The sequence below is a fragment of the Opitutaceae bacterium TAV5 genome, assembly GCA_000242935.3.
Lineage (GTDB): Bacteria > Verrucomicrobiota > Verrucomicrobiia > Opitutales > Opitutaceae > Geminisphaera.
In genome coordinates this window covers 2730292-2747847 of the sequence record CP007053.1, presented here as the reverse complement: position 1 = coordinate 2747847, position 17556 = coordinate 2730292, and the positions used below count along the sequence as shown (strand labels likewise).

15 protein-coding genes are annotated in these 17556 nt (G+C 61.2%); 4 read left to right on the top strand and 11 right to left on the bottom strand.

Going from position 1 to position 17556, the window contains the following annotated elements:
- Nucleotide 1: 1 nt before the first annotated feature.
- Nucleotides 2-1360, top strand: coding sequence for an acyl-CoA thioesterase (locus tag OPIT5_12045; GenBank protein ID AHF90829.1), 1359 nt, complete (start codon nucleotides 2-4; stop codon nucleotides 1358-1360).
- A 276-nt stretch (nucleotides 1361-1636) separates the two neighbouring features.
- Here the strand turns inward: OPIT5_12045 and OPIT5_12040 are convergent, their stop codons facing one another.
- The 10 genes from OPIT5_12040 to OPIT5_11995 form a co-directional block, all read right to left on the bottom strand.
- The gene (locus OPIT5_12040; GenBank protein AHF90828.1) at nucleotides 1637-2665 is read right to left on the bottom strand and encodes a 2-hydroxyacid dehydrogenase; all 1029 of its coding nucleotides are present in this window, start codon (nucleotides 2663-2665) and stop codon (nucleotides 1637-1639) included.
- 45 nt (nucleotides 2666-2710) lie between these two features.
- The gene (locus tag OPIT5_12035; GenBank protein AHF90827.1) at nucleotides 2711-3718 is read right to left on the bottom strand and encodes a dehydrogenase; all 1008 of its coding nucleotides are present in this window, start codon (nucleotides 3716-3718) and stop codon (nucleotides 2711-2713) included.
- Between the two features lie 48 nt (nucleotides 3719-3766).
- Nucleotides 3767-4435 (bottom strand): hypothetical protein, encoded by a 669-nt coding sequence (locus OPIT5_12030; GenBank protein ID AHF90826.1) that lies wholly within the window; start codon nucleotides 4433-4435, stop codon nucleotides 3767-3769.
- A gap of 20 nt (nucleotides 4436-4455) precedes the next feature.
- On the bottom strand, nucleotides 4456-6789 hold the full coding sequence (locus OPIT5_12025) for a heparinase (protein ID AHF90825.1): 2334 nt from the start codon (nucleotides 6787-6789) through the stop codon (nucleotides 4456-4458).
- Nucleotides 6790-6847: 58 nt separating this feature from the next.
- Entirely contained in the window at nucleotides 6848-8368 is a 1521-nt protein-coding gene (locus OPIT5_12020) for an MFS transporter (GenBank protein AHF90824.1), read from the bottom strand.
- Nucleotides 8319-9440, bottom strand: coding sequence for a D-mannonate dehydratase (locus OPIT5_12015; protein AHF90823.1), 1122 nt, complete (start codon nucleotides 9438-9440; stop codon nucleotides 8319-8321). Before OPIT5_12015 ends, OPIT5_12020 begins: the two co-directional genes overlap by 50 nt.
- 20 nt (nucleotides 9441-9460) lie before the next feature.
- Nucleotides 9461-10474 (bottom strand): aldo/keto reductase, encoded by a 1014-nt coding sequence (locus tag OPIT5_12010; protein AHF90822.1) that lies wholly within the window; start codon nucleotides 10472-10474, stop codon nucleotides 9461-9463.
- Between the two features lie 115 nt (nucleotides 10475-10589).
- Nucleotides 10590-11435 (bottom strand): anchor protein, encoded by an 846-nt coding sequence (locus OPIT5_12005; GenBank protein ID AHF90821.1) that lies wholly within the window; start codon nucleotides 11433-11435, stop codon nucleotides 10590-10592.
- A gap of 128 nt (nucleotides 11436-11563) precedes the next feature.
- The gene (locus OPIT5_12000) at nucleotides 11564-12652 is read right to left on the bottom strand and encodes a LacI family transcriptional regulator (GenBank protein ID AHF90820.1); all 1089 of its coding nucleotides are present in this window, start codon (nucleotides 12650-12652) and stop codon (nucleotides 11564-11566) included.
- A 116-nt stretch (nucleotides 12653-12768) separates the two neighbouring features.
- Entirely contained in the window at nucleotides 12769-14121 is a 1353-nt protein-coding gene (locus tag OPIT5_11995) for a beta-glucosidase (GenBank protein ID AHF90819.1), read from the bottom strand.
- Between the two features lie 235 nt (nucleotides 14122-14356).
- On the opposite strand from OPIT5_11995, the gene OPIT5_11990 reads away from it, so the two are divergent.
- The 3 genes from OPIT5_11990 (at nucleotide 14357) to OPIT5_11980 (ending at nucleotide 16395) form a co-directional block, all read left to right on the top strand.
- The gene (locus OPIT5_11990; GenBank protein AHF90818.1) at nucleotides 14357-15838 is read left to right on the top strand and encodes an FAD-linked oxidase; all 1482 of its coding nucleotides are present in this window, start codon (nucleotides 14357-14359) and stop codon (nucleotides 15836-15838) included.
- A gap of 148 nt (nucleotides 15839-15986) precedes the next feature.
- Nucleotides 15987-16097, top strand: a complete 111-nt coding sequence (locus tag OPIT5_11985) for a hypothetical protein (GenBank protein AHF94323.1) — start codon at nucleotides 15987-15989, stop codon at nucleotides 16095-16097.
- A 37-nt stretch (nucleotides 16098-16134) separates the two neighbouring features.
- Entirely contained in the window at nucleotides 16135-16395 is a 261-nt protein-coding gene (locus tag OPIT5_11980) for a hypothetical protein (protein AHF94322.1), read from the top strand.
- Between the two features lie 30 nt (nucleotides 16396-16425).
- On the opposite strand, the gene OPIT5_11975 is transcribed toward OPIT5_11980, so the two are convergent.
- Complete coding sequence (locus OPIT5_11975) at nucleotides 16426-17481, bottom strand: LacI family transcriptional regulator (GenBank protein ID AHF90817.1); 1056 nt, start codon at nucleotides 17479-17481, stop codon at nucleotides 16426-16428.
- Nucleotides 17482-17556 lie beyond the last annotated feature (75 nt).

The following is a 17556-nucleotide window of genomic DNA, read 5'->3' as shown; positions in this document are numbered from 1 at the left end:
AGTGAACGCATTCACCAAACATCTCCGTGCCGCTCACCGGCCGCGGTGGCATATCCCGAAGATCCGCATCATGAAACTCCGCCCTTTCCTCGCGCTTGTCCTTCCCGTCCTGTGCGCACGCCTTGCCTCCGGCGTTCCCGCCACACTCACCGAACTCAATCCGCGCGACGGGCTTCCCGTTTTCCTTGCCAAGGCCAACGCCGGCAACAAGGCGGAACTCCGCGTCGCCTTCCTCGGCGGCAGCATCACGGCCGCCAATGGCTGGCGCGTCGGCACGCTGGAAGTCCTTCGAAAAACTTTTCCCGACACCCGGTTCACCGAAATCCAGGCCGCCCTTCCCGGCACCGGCTCCGACTTCGGAGCCGCCCGCCTGCACGAAAACGTTCTCGTTCACCAACCCGACCTTCTCTTCGTGGAGTTTGCGGTCAACGATCTCGGGAAACCCGCCTCGCAGATCGAACGGACCATGGAAGGCATTGTCCAACAAGCCCGCCTCGCCCTGCCCGATCTCGACATCTGGTTCGTCTACACCCTGTCGTCCGCCGGCCTGGCCGACATGAAGGCAGGACGCTACCCGTCGTCCGCCCGCGCCATGGAAAATGTCGCCAGCCACTACGGTATTCCCTCGCTCCAGTTCGGCGTCGAAATCCTGCGCCGTCTCGAAAACGGCAGCCTTGTTTTCCGCGGACCACCCGATGATCCGAAATCCTTCACCGGCGACAACGTTCATCCGACCGCCGCCGGTCACAGGATCTATACCGAAGCCGTCGCCCGCAGCTTGCCCGGCCTCGCCTCCGCCAGCGCCGGCAAGGACGCTTCTGCAAGCCGCTCCCTTCCCCCTCCGCTTCATCCAGACAACTGGGCCGACGCCCGCCTGGTCCCGGCCGAACGTATCCTTAAAATGGTTACCGGCTCCCCTGCAGTCCGGCTCCCGGATTCCGACCATCGCTTCGCCGCGATCCCCGAAAACCTGCGCCGTCCCACCTGGCAGATCACCCGGCCCGGCGACGTGCTTTCGTTCGAGTTTGAGGGAAGCGCCTTCGGCCTTGCCTCGCTCAAGGGCCCGGACGCGGGCAGCTTTCGCGTCACCGTCGACGACCGGCCGCCCCGCGACGTCACGCTTTTTGACTCGTTCTGCCAGCCTCGCCGCTATCGGGTGCGCCCCTGGTTTTATCCGGAGACGCTCTCTCCCGGCCGCCATCGCGTAAAAATCGAACTCCTGGCCGCCGCTCCCGACAAGGCCCGTATCCTGAAAAAAGGCGACAAGATCGCCGCCCTCCTCGCCGCCGATCCCGACTACGCGCGCAATGTCCTGACCCTCTCCGACCTCCTCCTCTCCGGCCGCTTGGTTACTCCCTGAACACATTGCCGGATATCCGCTTGCGCTCCGTCATTCCGGTTTTCCGGCCCACCGGTTTCCATGTTGCGACAAAAACCACGGCACGCTCATGTGTGTGCTTCCATGACCCAAGGTGGACTCACGTACACTGACCGCCCCCCCGACCCTGCTTGCAACGGTGCTCGCAACGACACGCACGAACCGCGCTTGATCGGGTCGGGCAAATGGATGTCGAACGTCGTCAATGGAGGATCCAGCTCCGCGCTCATTGGCACGACTGGAGAGACCGTGCGCGAACTATGTGGCGCGATCGTACAGGTCGAGGGAGACAAGATTTCCTAACGGCCTGCCAGCAAGGTAATTGATGAGATTTTCCAAGGCGGCGGCCCCGATGCGGGGCATCATGTCACCCGTGGGGCCGGCGATGTGTGGTGAATAAATCGCTCCGGGTTGCACCCGCCAGGGGGAATCGGCGGGCACGGGTTCGACAGTCAGCACGTCGAGCGCGGCCTGCAGCCGCCCGGAGCGCACTTCACGCAACAAGGCTGTCTCGTCCAGGAGTCGACCACGAGCCACGTTCACAAAAAGCGCCCCATCGGGCAGACGGGCCAGCATGGCGGCGTCAACACACAATTCGCTGGCAGGCGTGAGCGCCTCGCATTCGAAGAGGATTTCTTTTCCGCCAAACAACTCCGCCAGCGAACCAGCCGGGCGCATCCCGGAGGCGTGGACAACGTCATCGGGCACTCCCGCCGAAAAACAGGCAACATCGCATTCAAAGGGGCGCAGCAAGGCGGCGAGTTTGCGCGCCACGCTCCCGCAACCGTGCACGCCGATTCGTCGGCCGAAAAGCGTGCGTGTATCCAGATCACCAATGCGAATCATGCGGACCGGTGGGCCATTTTCGCCACCCAACCACGCGGGGGCGCGACGCAAGGTGGCGAGGGCAAGCAGCAGGGCGTGTTCGGCCACCTGCGCGGCAGCTTGCCCACCCCAGTTGGTGACGAGGCCGCCGCGTTCGAGAAACAGGCGCGGCACTTTTTGACGCACACTGCCGCCAAGGTGACAGAGGTAGCGCAGTGGACACGGGGCCGGGCTGTCAGCCGCGATCCAGTCAGCGGGAACGGGGGGCGTGGCCCACGCCGACACGATCACATCCGGTCGGGTCTCTTCGAGCAAGGCGCGCCATAAACCGGGTTCCGATTTGGCCGGCAGGGTATCCGGCACCACGCATTCCGCTTCATTGAGCGTTTCGATTGCGTAGGCAAGGTGTGGCAAAAACATGTTCCGGTCATATCCGGAAAGAGCGAAGAGCACGCGGGGCATGGAGCCGCCGCTGCGGAAACTGTGAACAAAGTCAGACGGCATGTCCTACGAGGAATGTTGTTGTAGCCTGGATACATCCGTCCTTTCGATTGAAAGATGTATTGGTTTTTCCGATTTTTGTATCATGGATTCCATGATAGCGATGGTTGTCCGGCAGTCGGAGAGGAGCCAGATGGCCCCTGGCAGGTCATCCCCGTCGAGGGCATCGACAAACTTCCGGAAAGCCGGCGCATAACCCATCTGCTCAAGGTCGTCGCCCGGCACATCGGGAATGCGCGCCGCCGAAGAGGGTGCCGCCCTTGTTGTTCGCAGGAGTTGGCCTCGCGGGAATGCGCTGGCGGAATTGGGGAACTGGATTTCCCAGGTATGGGCGCTGCCTTCAATCACCAGCGATTCGCAATATTCGCCGCTCGCAGGGAAAAGCTCGAGATGACAGGTAGCTCCACCGGCCCATGCACCTCGCACGCTCCAGTGCGGAGACGGCGAATGGCCGAAAAGAACCTCCGCTTCGGAAAAACGGGAGCCGGTATAGAATTGCACGGAATCGATCAGGTGAATGGCGGTGTAAGGGAAAATTTCCACAACACGCCGCCGCCGTTCCATACGTCCGCGAACGCAATGCATGGAGGTGGAAAAATCGACACCGGCAAGGAGGGGGGTGTGCCGACGGTTGAACGCTGTGTAAAGTCGGCCACTCGCTTTCGTTTCGCACTCCAGCAGCCAGTCCAGCTCCTCCAGGGATATGGCCGGCGGTTTTTCCAAAAAGACATCCAGACCGGCCTGCAGTGCGAGGGATGCCATTCTGGCGTTGGCGTGCACGGAGGTCAAAACCATGAGGGCATCCAGACCGGCGGATTCGACGAGCGCTTCCGGGTTCGCATAGGTGCGGGCTTGCGGGAAATTCCGCGACGCCGTTTGCAGATTTTCCGGCTTCAGGTCGCAGAGCGCGGCGACCTCCACACGGTCGGAGAGTTTTTGGATGATGGGGGTGTAAACATCCCGCATGATCCATCCGCAGCCAAGAATGCCGATTTTGTGTTTTTCTTTTTCCATGATGAACCAATGACAAATGAAGAAGGGGGAGGACGGTGCGGTGCGGAATCAGGATTCGCCTTTTTTCCCGGTGACTTTGCGGGGGCTTACGTGCCAGTCCCAATGCAAGACGTTGCGGTGGCCGCCGTGAACGGGACGGGGCGGGGCTTTTGTGAGGTGATCAGAGGTGGGCAGTTCGTCGTCCATGTCGATCATGGCAACTGTTTCGCGCCAACGTTCATCGGCAATCACGGTTGCATAGAGCCAAGGGCTGGAAGTGTTCCAGCCGTAGGGGAAAAAATCCGAGTCTTCCGGTCTGCGCAGCATGTAGACTTCGCCTCTCTTGGCATTGGGTGTTGCGCGAACCCAAGCGGAGCAAATGTAAGCATCGGGAACGATGCCTGAATCGTGGTTTTTGAGGGAAACATAGGGGGCGAGATAGCGGAAAAGATGACGGTTGCCGGTATCGTCCGGGTTGACGGGATCCAGTTGCCGTTCGATGTAAACAGGACATGGGCCGGGCAGGCGCCCCTTGTTATCGTCGATATAAAGTTGCATGGCCATGCCCCACTGGCGCAGGGAGGTTTTGCACTGGGCGTCATTGGCCATGCCGCGCACTTTCCCCACTGTCGGGATCATGATGGCGGCGAGGATGCCGATAATCGCAATGACGGTGAGCAGTTCGATCAGCGTGAAGGCGGCGCGCCGGGCGGCGCGTGGACGGGATGGTGATTTCATGTGTTTTTTGGGGGGAGGTGTCAGGGTTTGGGCATGACGATTGTCTGGCGTCTGCCGTTGATTTGAAGAACTGCTCCCGACTCGGGAGCAATTGAAGCAGGAAATGTCGCTGAACCTGCGTGCGTATTCATGTCTTCGATACTCCATGAGCCGACATCGGGATCGAGGTCCAGGGTGACGGCCCCGATTTCGCTTTTTCGCGTGATGGAAACATCGGGGGTTTTGAGTTCGGCGCCGTGGAGTCCTGCCGAGATGGCAACACCCCGCGGGTCACGGAGAACATAGGCAAACGATCCCCGCAGCTCGGCGCTGTTTCCGATCCACACGGTGCAGGAGCCCGCTGCGTCGGACAGTTCTGTTTTTCCATCGAAGACTTCCCTCGCATGGAAGTTTCGCGAGTCCGCATCCGATGACTGAATGTTCATGGCAACGAGAAACCGGGCGCGCGCGGTTCGCGGGGATTTTAGCGCGAGGTGGTGGCCGCGTTGTTGCGGACGCGAGCGTGTTTTGAATTCGAAAAGCTCGGTTTCCACGATGGTCGGCGACACGCCCGCCGACGCCACGGGGAGCAGGTTTTTGATGACAAGGCGACCGGGGCCGTTGGTCATGACGAAACGCCCTTGATCGTCTTTGACGGCAGCCTGATCGCTGTGCAGGCGCCATTCGTATTCGTGGGGAGACGACGCACCCATCCGGTCAAGAATCACCAGGTAGCGTCCGTCGATCATGACGAGGTGCCGGCGCATTTCAGTCAGGCCGAGTGCATCATCGTAGGCGGCGGCGAAATTCGCTGTGCCGGCGATTATCCTCCGACCAAGCCAGACGTTTTCCATGCGGATACGGTTCAGTTTCTCGTAGGGAACATTTTTGAAGGTAAGGAAAGCCGTGCCTTCCTCCACCTGACCGGCGCCATTCACGAGGATCGAGTTGTGCCAGGCGGTCTTCTTGACTGCATAGCCGGTATCGTTGGCGAGGAAAACGCCCTTGGAAAACAGAATGAACGAGCCGGCATCCGGATGGGCATGACCAAGGGAGGGCTTCCAGTCGGGAAACTGGCGCAAGAGCGAGGTCATGGCGTGGCCGCCGGGAGGACCGGACTTGAACGCGATGGCCGTGGCGCCGGAATCACTCCAGTTCTCCCGCCAGTGGATTACTCCCATGTCCTCGAAATAGTGGCAGGGAGGATATGGACTCAGGTCGGCAGACGTCCTGCCCTTCTGGACGGCGGGCAGTTGCAGCAGGGAACCGATAATGCCGTTCAGGCCGACATCACTTGTGCGGCGTCCTTCCAGAAAGGCATCCAGCAGCGGATGGGAGCGGGCGCGATTCAGGAGAGAAGGAATGAATGTCGGGATTGTCGTCGGGTGCGTATGCCAAGGCCGATCATAACCGCGTTGGGCAGTGGTTCCATCCTGGTTCACCCTTGGCCCCCAGTCGGCGAAATCAAAAACGAAGTCAGGGTTCGGGAGGAAGTTGTGAGCGAGATACGAGGGGCTGTTTTTTAGCGAGGGTATTTCGAACAGGCTTACGCCGGTCACGTGCTGAAGCGCATAGGCGGCGGTAACGGGGAATTGCATCGTATATCCCCAATAATTCATACCCTCGAAAAACCAGCCGTCGGGAGAAAGCGCCTCCAGGCAGCGGCGGAGCGCATTGGACGACCAGATTCCCCAGGCGGAGGCATCGGCCTCCTCGTCCAGAAGAGCAAGTGAGGCGACAAGCAGGCCGCCCACCGGAATGGAAAAGTGGTTTTGTTCGTAGGGATAATGGCGGATGGCAATCAGGTCGGCCCAGGTCTGACGGGCCTGGGAAACAAGATGGTCGCGGAGGGCGTTTTCGACTTCGGCAGGCACGCGCCCTTTCAGCACATCGTAAGAGATGGCGAGCCCCGTCAGCATCTGCCCGCAAAAAAGATCCGCATTATCCCTGCTGCCAATGCTACGGATTGTGACGGGACTGGAGCCCTGCATGAAAGTCAGCCAAGCTCGAAGTCGCTCCAGATAAACCGAGTCGCCGGACAGGGCGTAGGCGACTGCGAGTTTCCCGAGCACCGTGCAGGGCAGAGACCTGTCGCGCAGATCAACGGGGCGGGGAACGGTGCCAAGCTCAACGCCGCGCGGGCGGAAATAATGCTTTCTCCACGTGTCGTCGGTTTGGCAGCGATTGATTGCGGACTGAAGTTCCCTTTCGGAAACGAATAGTCGCGGATGCTTGCCGCGTAGTTCCGGTCGCGCGACAATCGATCCGGAAAAAAGTCCCGCGTTGGCCGGCTCGGTGTTACTGCGGACTTCCACCGTCGCCATTTTGAGGACGACAGCGATGGATACTACAATCAGGACAGGATGAAATGTCATGGGGCTGGAGGGGGAGTGGAAGATTGATCGGGTTTGTTGCTGTTTTCAATCGGCAGGTTTACTCGGGCGCAACGTAGCCTTTGGGGCCACCCAGTTTCATGAACTTGCCATAAACGTAGAGCGCCGCCGCCAGCGCCACCAACGTGAGTGTGCCGCCAGCCAGGAACGTGTAGCGATAGATCATCCCCGTCCAGTCGATCACCACCCCGAGTAGCGGTCCTAATCCCATCGTGCAGATCGATGTCAGGATACCCGCCGCCGAGGCGAACTGGGCGAACCGGGAATGTGGATACAGCCGCTGCCCCAGCGACGCTGCGCTGGTGTAGTAGCACCCGGCCAGCACGCCGTGCAGCACATACGCCACCGCAAACCGTTCCGGTGTCGTCGCGAAAAACCAGCCGAACAGCGTCACGAAAAAATACCCGATCAGCGCCACCATGCATGTCCTGATCGGGTGAAACACATCCGCCAGCCAGCCGAGGAAATACGCCAGGCAGAGCGACGTGAGGAACGTGGCCGCCGTGCACTTTCCGTAAAAATCCATGCTCATCTCCAGGCTCCGCGCGTAGGGGATCGCAAAGGTGTTGACCGGCATGAACGCCAGTCCTCCGCTCATCAGCATCACAAAAACGGATACATAGTATGGATTCGTAAAACACTCGCGAAAGTAAAGACGCACACCCCGCCCAAAACCCGCAAACACGCCTTGGTGGAAAGCCGGCTTCCACGCCGACCGCGATCGTCTATCCCCGGCTCCCGGCCATTCCTTCCCCGGCTGCTGGACGTTCGTATCCACCGCAGGCGGCGGATACCTCCCCTCCTTCACCTTGAAGCAAACCCACATGAATGCCATCCCGTAGAATACGCCGATGATCGCCAGGATCAGCGTGAAATGATCCGGCACCTTGCCCATAATCCAGTAGTTGAAAATGATGCCGTCGATCAGGCTTACCGCCCGGAACAGACCGTAGAACCGCCCGAGCATTTCCTTCGGCACCACATCGTTGATCAAACCGCCGAACACCGCCTGCCCCGCCGTCGTCGCAAGCTCGAATGCCGCCCAGAACACCCCGAAGCAGGCCACCGCCACCAACAATTCGCTCGCCTCCGGGAAAAACCCGTGCACCCACCGCGCCATATACGGGGTGAACGCGATCCCGATCATGCCGCAGGCCGCCATCGGCGTCGTCACCAGCAGGAACGGAATCCTGCGCCCCCACTTTCCCCGATGCCGGTCCGACTTCACGCTGATGATCGGCCCGAGGACCAGCGTCACTGCCGCCGGGAATGTGCTCACCAGCAGCCCGAATACCAGGTTTGAGACGCCCAGGTTTTTCAAATACCAGGACGCCATCGGTCCCACCGAGCGGTCGCGCATCGACCAGGCAAAGTCGCCGAACAGCAACCAGCAGAAAAGAACGACGAGTCCGCCGGATGTGTAGGTCAGCGTGCCGACCGTCCAGATTTTTGGAGTTTTTTTCGATGTGTCCGGGACGGCGTTTCCGGAATCCGGTACCGCGGGAATCGCATCAAGAGGACTCGCCGAGGGCACAGAGGAAAGGGTGTTGACTGATTTCATGTTCGGTGAGGAGCCGTGATTGCCTGCACGTCGAATGGCCGGAATCCGGTTTTGCGGGATGTTTTCCGGAACAGGCGCCCCGCATGAATCCGAGAGCGAAGGCCATGCCGGTGTCCCAAGGGGCGTCGCTTGATACGATCGGGGTGTGGTCGGGAATGAGCAGTCCATCGAATCCGCATTCCTGGTAGAGACGGAGCGCCTTGCGCATATCGACGTAGCCGTCGTCGATGAAGACTTCCGAGTAGGCGGGCAGCGTGCCGCTGGTGTTGCGAAAATGAACGTAGCCGATTTTTCCCCCGCTGGCGAATTCCCGGATCGCCTCGTAAATATCCACGCCGGGCATGGTGGAGACCGTGCCCTGGCAAAACTCAAGACAGTTGCAGGGGCTGTCCACGAGCGAGAGCAGCTTGCGATGCCCCTCCAGATTGCACAGCGGGCGGGCCATCCCGCGCAGGACGGGCACGGGAGGATCGTCGGGGTGGGCGCAAAGCCTGATGCCTGCCTCCTCGGCAACGGGCAGGATTTTTTCCAGAAACCAGTGAAAGCGTTCCCACATTTCCTGCTCGCCGACAGGGGGGATGGTGCCGGTGGCGGGCCGGCGCTCCAGGGTGGTGTTGAACCAGAATTCGCGGTTTGGCGGCGGAGTCCAGTCCGGGGGCAGCCTTCCCGTGTCGAAACACTTGATACTCGACAGTCCGCGACCGGCCGTGTTGTTGTGTTCGGTATAATAACCCTGCACTCCACAGACACTGAAACTGTAGCCCCAGTGGCGAATGCCGGCCCGGGCGGCATTTGTCAGGGTCTGGCAGAGGTTGTCGATCTGCCGTTCCTTGCCGGGCTCGCCCAGAACGATGTGATCCCAGTGGCCGGGATGGAAATTCTCGATGGTGGAGAATTCCAGTCCGGCGCGATCCGCGTCCTCCCGGAGACGGAGGAGGTCGTCGAGGTGCCAGATGCCGTCGCCTTCCGGCAGGGGCACCCAGGCCACGACGCTTTCACAGCCGAGTTGCCGGGTGAGCTTGAGGCGCTCCGCAGTCCAGAGGTGAGGTTTTAAGCCAAGGCCGAGTTTCACTGTTTTTCCTTTGTCTTTTTTTATTGGATACGCGATGGCGTCAGCCAGGGGTCGATTTCAGGACCGATTTCCTGTTTCAGGGTGTCGGTGGCTTCGTAAAGTCTGCGCACCATGGAGGGATCGAGGCGGGTGGTGAGCACGCGGGCATTTTCCCGAGACTGGGTGGCATTGCGCGCTCCCATGATGACGGAGGCGACAACGGGTTCGGCGAGCAGGGCGGCCAGAGAGGCGACGGACATGGGCAGGCGGAGCTCACGGCAAACCGCGGCGAGTTTTTTAATGGCCGCGAAGGTGGTCGCTTCATGGCCGGGTTCGCCGTGTTTGATCCTGGGGCGGTCTTGCGAGGCGAAGTGTTTGGTGCGCGCGCGGCCTTCGGGCACATCCGCGGCGGTGGCAAATTTTCCTGTAAGCAGACCTTGCATGAGCGAACTGTAAGCGAGGAGGCGGATGCCGAGTTTCCGGCAGAGGGGAATGACCTCAAACTCCACCCCGCGCCAGAGGAGGCTGTAGGGCATCTGGTTGGTGGCGATGGGCATCACCCGGACGGCCTCGGCAAGATCCTGCGGTCCGAAATTGCAAACTCCGATGGCGCGGATTTTGCCTTCGTCCTTGAGCGCAAGCAATGTCTCGGCGGTGCGGGCGATGGGGGTGGCGCGGTCGGGCCAGTGAATCTGATACAGGTCCACGTAATCGGTTTTCAGGCGGCGCAGGCTGTCTTCGAGTGACTGACGGATATTGGTGTCCGTGAGAGGGGCGCGAAACTTGGTGGCCAGGTAAATGTGCTCACGCCGTGACGATAGCCTGTCCCCGAGGAGAGATTCGGAAGAGCCATCGCCATAGGCGGGGGCGGTGTCGAAGGCGGTGATGCCGGATTCGAGGCTCGCTTCGATGGCGGCCTCCGAATCGGCGCGACTTTGCTGGCCCCAGTTGGCATCGCCAATCAGGGACCATGAGCCCAGCATGACGGGGGTAAGCAGGGCGGGATGACCGACTGCTGTGTCGGAGGAAGGGAGGCTGGCTTGGTGAGCAGGCATGGTGGATGAATCGAGGGCGGAAGGAGGAAATGAGGGGACCGGATATCGCCGGGTGATGTGGCCGGGGACGCCTTTCCGGTTTTTGTGATTTTGTCGTTTTACCTGAATACGCCTTTCAGGAGCGCGACCTCGGCCGGAGCCTGCGAACCAGAACAGTCAGGCCGACCAGGATGCTGCCAGCGAGGGCGGTGATTCCTGGCTCCGGAATGGATGTGATGCTGATGGTGTCGCTGACGGCCACATCGTCGATGCAGAGGGTGCCGACCGATCCGTTTTTGGCCGTGAAGTTGATTCCGTTGATGATTGCGTTAGTCGCAAGTTCGCCGGACTTGGCGACGCCAGATGCCACGAGAGTGCCATTCAGCCAGACATCCATCGTGTTGGCGACAAGGCTGCGTGTCCCGTCGTAAGTGACATTTGAGGTGGAGTTGTTGAAGACCACGGTGAGCGTGTGGGCTGTGGTTTGTGAGTAGGTCGCCAGCGCGCCGCCGACCCCAACGCTCGCGCCAGTTGTTGCGTAGAGGGTTCCACTCTGGAAGGCCAATCCGAAGGCGGTGCCGCTGTTTGCCGTTGCCCCTCTGCCGATGCGCAGAATGAAGCCGCTGCCGGTGGCGGCGGCATCCACCGGCTCATAAAAGCGCAGGGATATCTGGCCGGTCGTGGCGATGTTTTGAAAATTGGTGGCCACATTGTGATAGGTGCTGCTGGTGGTGGCGACGGCCTGGAAACGCAGGTACTGGTTGGCGGTGCCGGAGCCGAAAAGATCCAGGGTGTCGGTTTCGACCCGGGTGAAGATATTTTCACCATCGTCGAGACGGTTGGCGGCGGCGGTTCTCCAGACATCAGGCAGGTCGCCGGTCGGCAACACGGATGCCGGAGTGTAGCTTTGGAAATCATCACCGATGGTGACGGCTGCTTGCAGTGCGCAGCTTGCGGCCAATGTGGAAACGATCAGGGCCAGGGTTTTTGCAGGGAGTATTTTCATAAGCAGGCGTAGCCAAACGGCCTCGCTCACCGGGGCAACGGGGCCGCCATGCACACAGTTGAATGAAGAACCGGATCATTATCCGGCTACCGGCTTTTGTACGCTCAGGTCTGGAGGGGCCTAGCCTGTCGGCTTTCGCGTTTTCCACGCACTGTCTTTTCTGGAGCCGCCCGGACAGAGAGACCGGCATGCCAGCGGCCTTCGACATGAAGCCGCTGGGGATAGTCAGGGATGCCGCGTTCGTTGCGGTGCACCATCGCCACCAGAAAATCCACTGCCACTTCGCCGATGTGAAAGGAAGGCTCCGCCACACCGGCCAGAGGCGTCTCCGTGGAACGGAGACAGGGACAGGCGACACCGATTTCATCGGGGATTCGCAGGCCGAGGCGTTGCAGTTTTTCGAGGAAGCCGGTGCTGCCGACAAGCAGCGCATCGGGCTGGCAGGTTTTCAGCCATCTGGAGAGAGAGCTGTTATCCTGGGCGTCTTCGATCCAGGGCGGGATGGGCAGCGTGCCTTGCCGGGCGAGGACTTCATCGACGAGATAGCCGGCAAGGTAATTGTGATCGGCGCGCAGATCATGCTGGCGTGCCATCATGCAGCCGATGCGACGGTAACCGAGCAGACGCAGTTCGCGCATCACGGTGAGCGCAGCGCGGTATTGCGTGGAAACAACGGTGTGCAGTCCGGGCTTGCTCAGGGTGTAGCCAAAGGTGACAGCGGAGAAGTGTTGCCAGGGGAACTCGAGCTCGGTGCCGGGGGAGGGTTGCGGGCAGAGAAGGATACCGGAAATATTCCGGGCCCTCAGAATCCTTGCCAGCCGGTCGGGCGTCATACCGGACGTGTGCAGGTCGTGAATTTCCAACTGGAAACCGTAACGGCGGGCGCGCTCTTCGGCCCCTTTGAAATAGCAGGAGAAATAAGGATGGTGCTGCCAGTCGAAGTGATTCGCGGTGTTGACAAGCCAGGCAAGGTTGCCGTGGAAGGACACAGGGCGCTGCCGCTCGCGGTAGGTGGCGAGGGCCGAGAGCATGGGGTCGGGTTCGTAACCGAGTTCAGTCGCTATTTTTTGTATACGCGCGCGTGTTGCCGCCGGAATGCAGGGAAGATCGCGCAAGGCCAGCGAAACCGTGGCGCGGTGGACTTTGGCTCGTTCGGCAATGTCGCGCTGGGTAACTCGTCGGGAGGCATCCATGCCGGCCATGGTCGGCGGTGTTTCACCGGACAGCCAGGCTCAAATGAGCGTATCCATCCGGATTTTGGGGCACCACGGAAAACAGGGGGCCAGAACAGGCCTGGACCTGCTCCGTGCTATGGCAGGCAATTTTTGCGCATGACTTCCGCATACCAGCGGGCGCTGAGCTTGGGCGTGCGTTTTTGCGTAGCGTAATCGACATGCACGATGCCAAAACGCCGCCTGTATCCGGCGCACCATTCAAAATTGTCCATGAACGACCACAGAAAATATCCGTTCACAGGCACGCCTTCCTCGATCGCGCGATGCAGTTCGGAGATATAGGTGCGCAGCAATTCGCAGCGGTGCAGGTCGAAGCACTCGCCGTTGACCACCGGTTCGTCGTCGTAACCGCCGCCGTGCTCGGTAATGAACATCGACGGCACCTTGTAAATTTCCGACGCCAGCCGGGGTCCCCAATAGAGCGATTGCGGGGTGAGGTATTGCCAACTGCTGGCCGCACGCGGGTATTCGGAGGGGAACGATAATTTCTCAGGTGCTCCGTCGCGGCCCGCCCGCACGAAAGCTCCCCAATAAAGATTCAATCCGAGGAAATCGGACGGCAGGGAAATCAGCGGGAAATCGCCGGGCTCAACGTGTGGAAGGGTCGGGCCGACTTCGTTTCGCCAGATGTCGGAGTAGTGGCCGCGGAACACCGGATCGAGCACCCGGACATTGTCGCGCACAAACCATTCGCGCGCCGCAACAAGATCGGGCTCGGAACAGGTCAGCGGGATGGGAACCCTGGGGTTGTCGACAAGGCCCACGCGGCTGCCGGGGCGGCCGCGTTCGCGAACGGCGCGCACGCCGTGGCCGTGGCAAAGCAGGGCATGATGGTAAGTCTGGTTGACGACATCGTCGCTTTCCCTGAGGCCGGGGGCGTTGCGGCCAATCCCGTAGGCATTGCGGGTGAAGGCGACGATTTCATTCAGGGTGATCCAGTTTTCCACTTCATCGCGGTAGTGGGTGACGATGGTGTCGGCGTAGCGGGCAAAGGCATCCACGGTGCGGCGCGAACGCCAGCCACCAAAGCGGTCTTCAAGTGACTGGGGCAGGTCCCAATGGAACATCGTCACCCAGGGAGTGATGCCGTTTTCGCGAAGCGAGGACAGCAGGCGGCGATAAAAGTCGAGACCCTTGGGATTGGGTGCACCGTCGCCTTCGGGGAAGATGCGGGGCCAGGCAATCGAGAGCCGGTAGTGTTTGATGCCAAGTTCGCACATGAGGGCGAAATCTTGCGGGTAACGGTGGTAATGATCGCAGGCGGTATCCGGTGTATCGTTGTTCAGAATACGTCCCGGAGTGCGGGCGAAGCGATCCCAGATGGACTCGCCTTTTCCGTCAGTCCGGGAAGCGCCTTCGATTTGCGGGGCGGCGGCGGCGACACCCCAGATGAAGCCTGGCGGGAATATTTTGCGGGTTGTGGACATGGAAGAAACAGGGCGACAAGCCCGGCACAAACGAAGGAAGGGAAATATCTGTTGGTTCCGCAGGGCGAGAGTCTGTCCATTTACACAGTTGAGTGCATCGGATGCCGCTCGCATTCATATGCAAGGATAACGCCCGCCGCACCAGGTGAAAACTCGCCGGATCTGGCAGCCGTGACCACTTTCCTGATTGATGCGAAGGCCGGGGCGCGCTCATGTGCCTGTTCCACGACCAACGATGGACACACGCACCCGCGCCTCGCGCACCACACCGCCCGCTTCCGCCGCACCGTTTTCCCGCGCCACCGCGCTCCTCAAACGCCGCCTCGGCGCGCGCGTGGTGCTCACCGACGATGCCTCCCGCTACGCCGCCTCCTTCGACAGCAGCCGGCTGTCCTTCCTGCCCGCCGCCGTCATCAAACCCCGCCGCCATGAGGACATCGGCATCGTCCTCGAACTCGCCAACCAGCACAACGTCCCCGTCACCCCGCGCGGGCGCGGTACCACGCTCATGGGCTCCGCCTCGCCACGCGCCGGCGGCTGGGTGATCGACCTGCTCGGGCTCGATAAAATCACCATCGACGCCGAAGCCGGCCTCGCCCACGTCCAGGCCGGCGCCACCGTTGCCGCCATCCAGGACGCCGCCGACGCCCTCGGCTGGTTCTACCCGCCCGACCCGTCCTCGAAACAATACTGCACCATCGGCGGCAACATCGCCTGCAACGCCGGCGGCATGCACGGCGGCAAGTACGGCGTGACCCGCGATTTTGTCGTCGCGCTCAAGGGCTACCTGCCCACCGGCGAACGCGTCGAGTGGGGCACCGCCACGAAAAAATTCTCCGCCGGCTTCAACCTCCGCGACCTCTGGATCGGCAGCGAGGGCATGCTCGGCGTCGTCACCGACGCCATCCTGAAACTCATCCCCAAACCCGCCGCGCGCTGGACGCTCCTCACCAGCTTCGCCGACGAGCCGGCCGCCTTTCGCGCCGCCCGCGCGCTCTTCGCCGCCCGCGTGCAGCCGGCCATCTGCGAATTCCTCGACCGCTACAGCGTGCAGTGCGCCGAGAGCGCAATGAAGACCACCATTTTCCCCGGCCAGGCCGGCCGTCCCGTGATCCTCCTCGAACTCGCCGGCACCGCCGCCGAAGTGCGCGAAACGAAGGCCACTGTCCTCGCCTGGGCGCGCGAACATGCCGTCGGCCACCGCGCCGCGCGCAACCGCGACGAGGCCGAAACCCTCTGGGCCGTGCGCCGCAAATGCTCCGGCGCGATGTTCCAGATGGGCGACGCCAAGCTCAACGAGGACATCACCGTGCCGCTCCGCGCCTACGAGCCGTTTGCCCGTTTTCTGGAAAAACTTCGCAAAACCTCGAAGCTCGCCATCCCGACCTTCGGCCATCTCGCCGACGGCAACCTCCACGTGAACATCATGTATCACAAGGAAAACCCGGCCGAGTGCGCCGCCGCCGAGAAGGCAGTGGTCGCGCTGATGGAGAAAGTCGTGTCGCTCGGCGGCGCGATTTCCGGCGAGCACGGTATCGGCCTGGCCAAGACACCCTTCCTGCGCATCCAGCACAACGAGGCGCAGGTCCGCGCCATGCGCGCCGTGAAAGATGCGCTCGACCCGCGCGGCCTGCTCAACCCGGGGAAAATGTTCGACGTATTCGAAGTGTGGAAACACCCGCGCGTCACGGCATCGTTCCCGTGGGACCACAAGTAGCGCCGGATATTTTTAACGGAACTTCTAAAAATTGAACAGAAGGCAACGAAGAGAACGAAGAACAACCAAGGGCGCCTGCTATTCACTCCTGTTTAACTTTTCTGAAATAAATAACCGGGAACTCCTGAAAAACGCTTTTTAACCGCGAATGGACGCGAATCCGGAAAAAACCGATTATCTCCATAATCATTCAACTCCAGGCTTCTTGTATTTTTATTCGCGTTCATTCGCGCCCATTCGCGGTTGGTTTGTTTTTTAATTTTCAGGAGTCCCCAACTTATTATTCAGGGTCTTCTTTGTTTTACCTTCGTTTCCTTGGTTTCCTTCTGTTCAAAAATGAATTTTCAGAACTTCCCTTAACGGGCTGGCTGCGTCGAATCCGGAAGAATTGGCCGCAAAAGGACGCAAAGATCATTCTGCCCGGCGAAAATCTCCCGCGCGCTTATAAGCGCGATGGAGGGTTTCATGCGCGTCAGGATTTTTGCGCTCCTTCGCGGCCATCCGGTCTGGAATCCGTGGCCCTCATATCGGAGGGCAAAAAAAGAAGATTCCGGTAACGCGAGCTGCCGCCTCTCTTTCGCAGCCTGTCAGTGCTCCGGAAACGATTCGCCCGGAGTCCAGTGCCCGCGAATGGCGATCATCCGGGGAAACGCCGGCTGCCCCAGATGGTTTCCCTGCAACAACGACACCAGCAGGTCCACCGCCGCATGCCCCACCTCGGCGGTGTGCGGGTCGATGCCGGCCATGCCGGGTTCGCCGCGCTGCACCAGATTCACGATCCGCACGTCCTGCGGCACCCGCACGCCGGATTCCCGGAGCAGGTCACGCACCGTCGTGCCCGCCGACAGGATCACTTCCGGACGCTGTTTCCGGAACCAGGCCGCCAGTTCCTCCCGGTCCATGTCGCGATGTCCGGAAAGCAGCGGCGCCACGCGGTCGCGCGGCCGCACGCCGTGCTGGTAAAAGAGAAACCGCGACGCCCACGCATGGTTGGCCGAGGCATCCACGTTGGCCGGCACCGCCAGGCCGATCCGCCGGAACCCCGCCCCGCGCACGTGGGCCAGCGCGTGGTCGATATCCCAGGTGTAGTCCGACGCCACCTGGTGCAGCCCCTCGTGCGTTGTCCTGAAACCGATCAGCACGGTGGCGAAGCAGCGCCAGTCGAGCGCCGGATATTCGTGGTCCGGTACCTTCTGATCCGAGCCCGGGAAAAAGAGAACGCCCTGAATCCCCCGCGCCCGCAGGATGCCCGAGAGCCGCGCATCCGACACCGGATTTTCGCCGGTGAAAAATTCGTCGATCCCGTATCCGTGCGCCGCCGCGCTTTCGGTGATCGCATCGAACAGCGGCCGGTAAAATGTATCCGGAAACCGGTGGCGCGCGACCGACTGTGCGAAACGGCTGATCAGCGCGATCCGCCCCTCCTCGCGCCCCGGCCGGCGTTCGCGCAACTGCGTCATGAGCGCCGCGATCATCGGATTGGGCCGGTAGCCCATCGCCTCCGCCGTCTGCCGGATCAGGTCGCGCGTCGCCTGCCGGATGTCCGGATGATTTCTCAACGCCATCGACACCGTCGCCCGGCCGAAGCCGGTGCGGTCGGCAATATCCTGCAACGTGGGGCGCCGGGCGGATGCGGAACTCATGACAGCCTCCAGCACGCTACATCCCGGTCACCCATGCGAGCCCGGATTTTTTGAACGGGTTCAAACGGCGTGCCA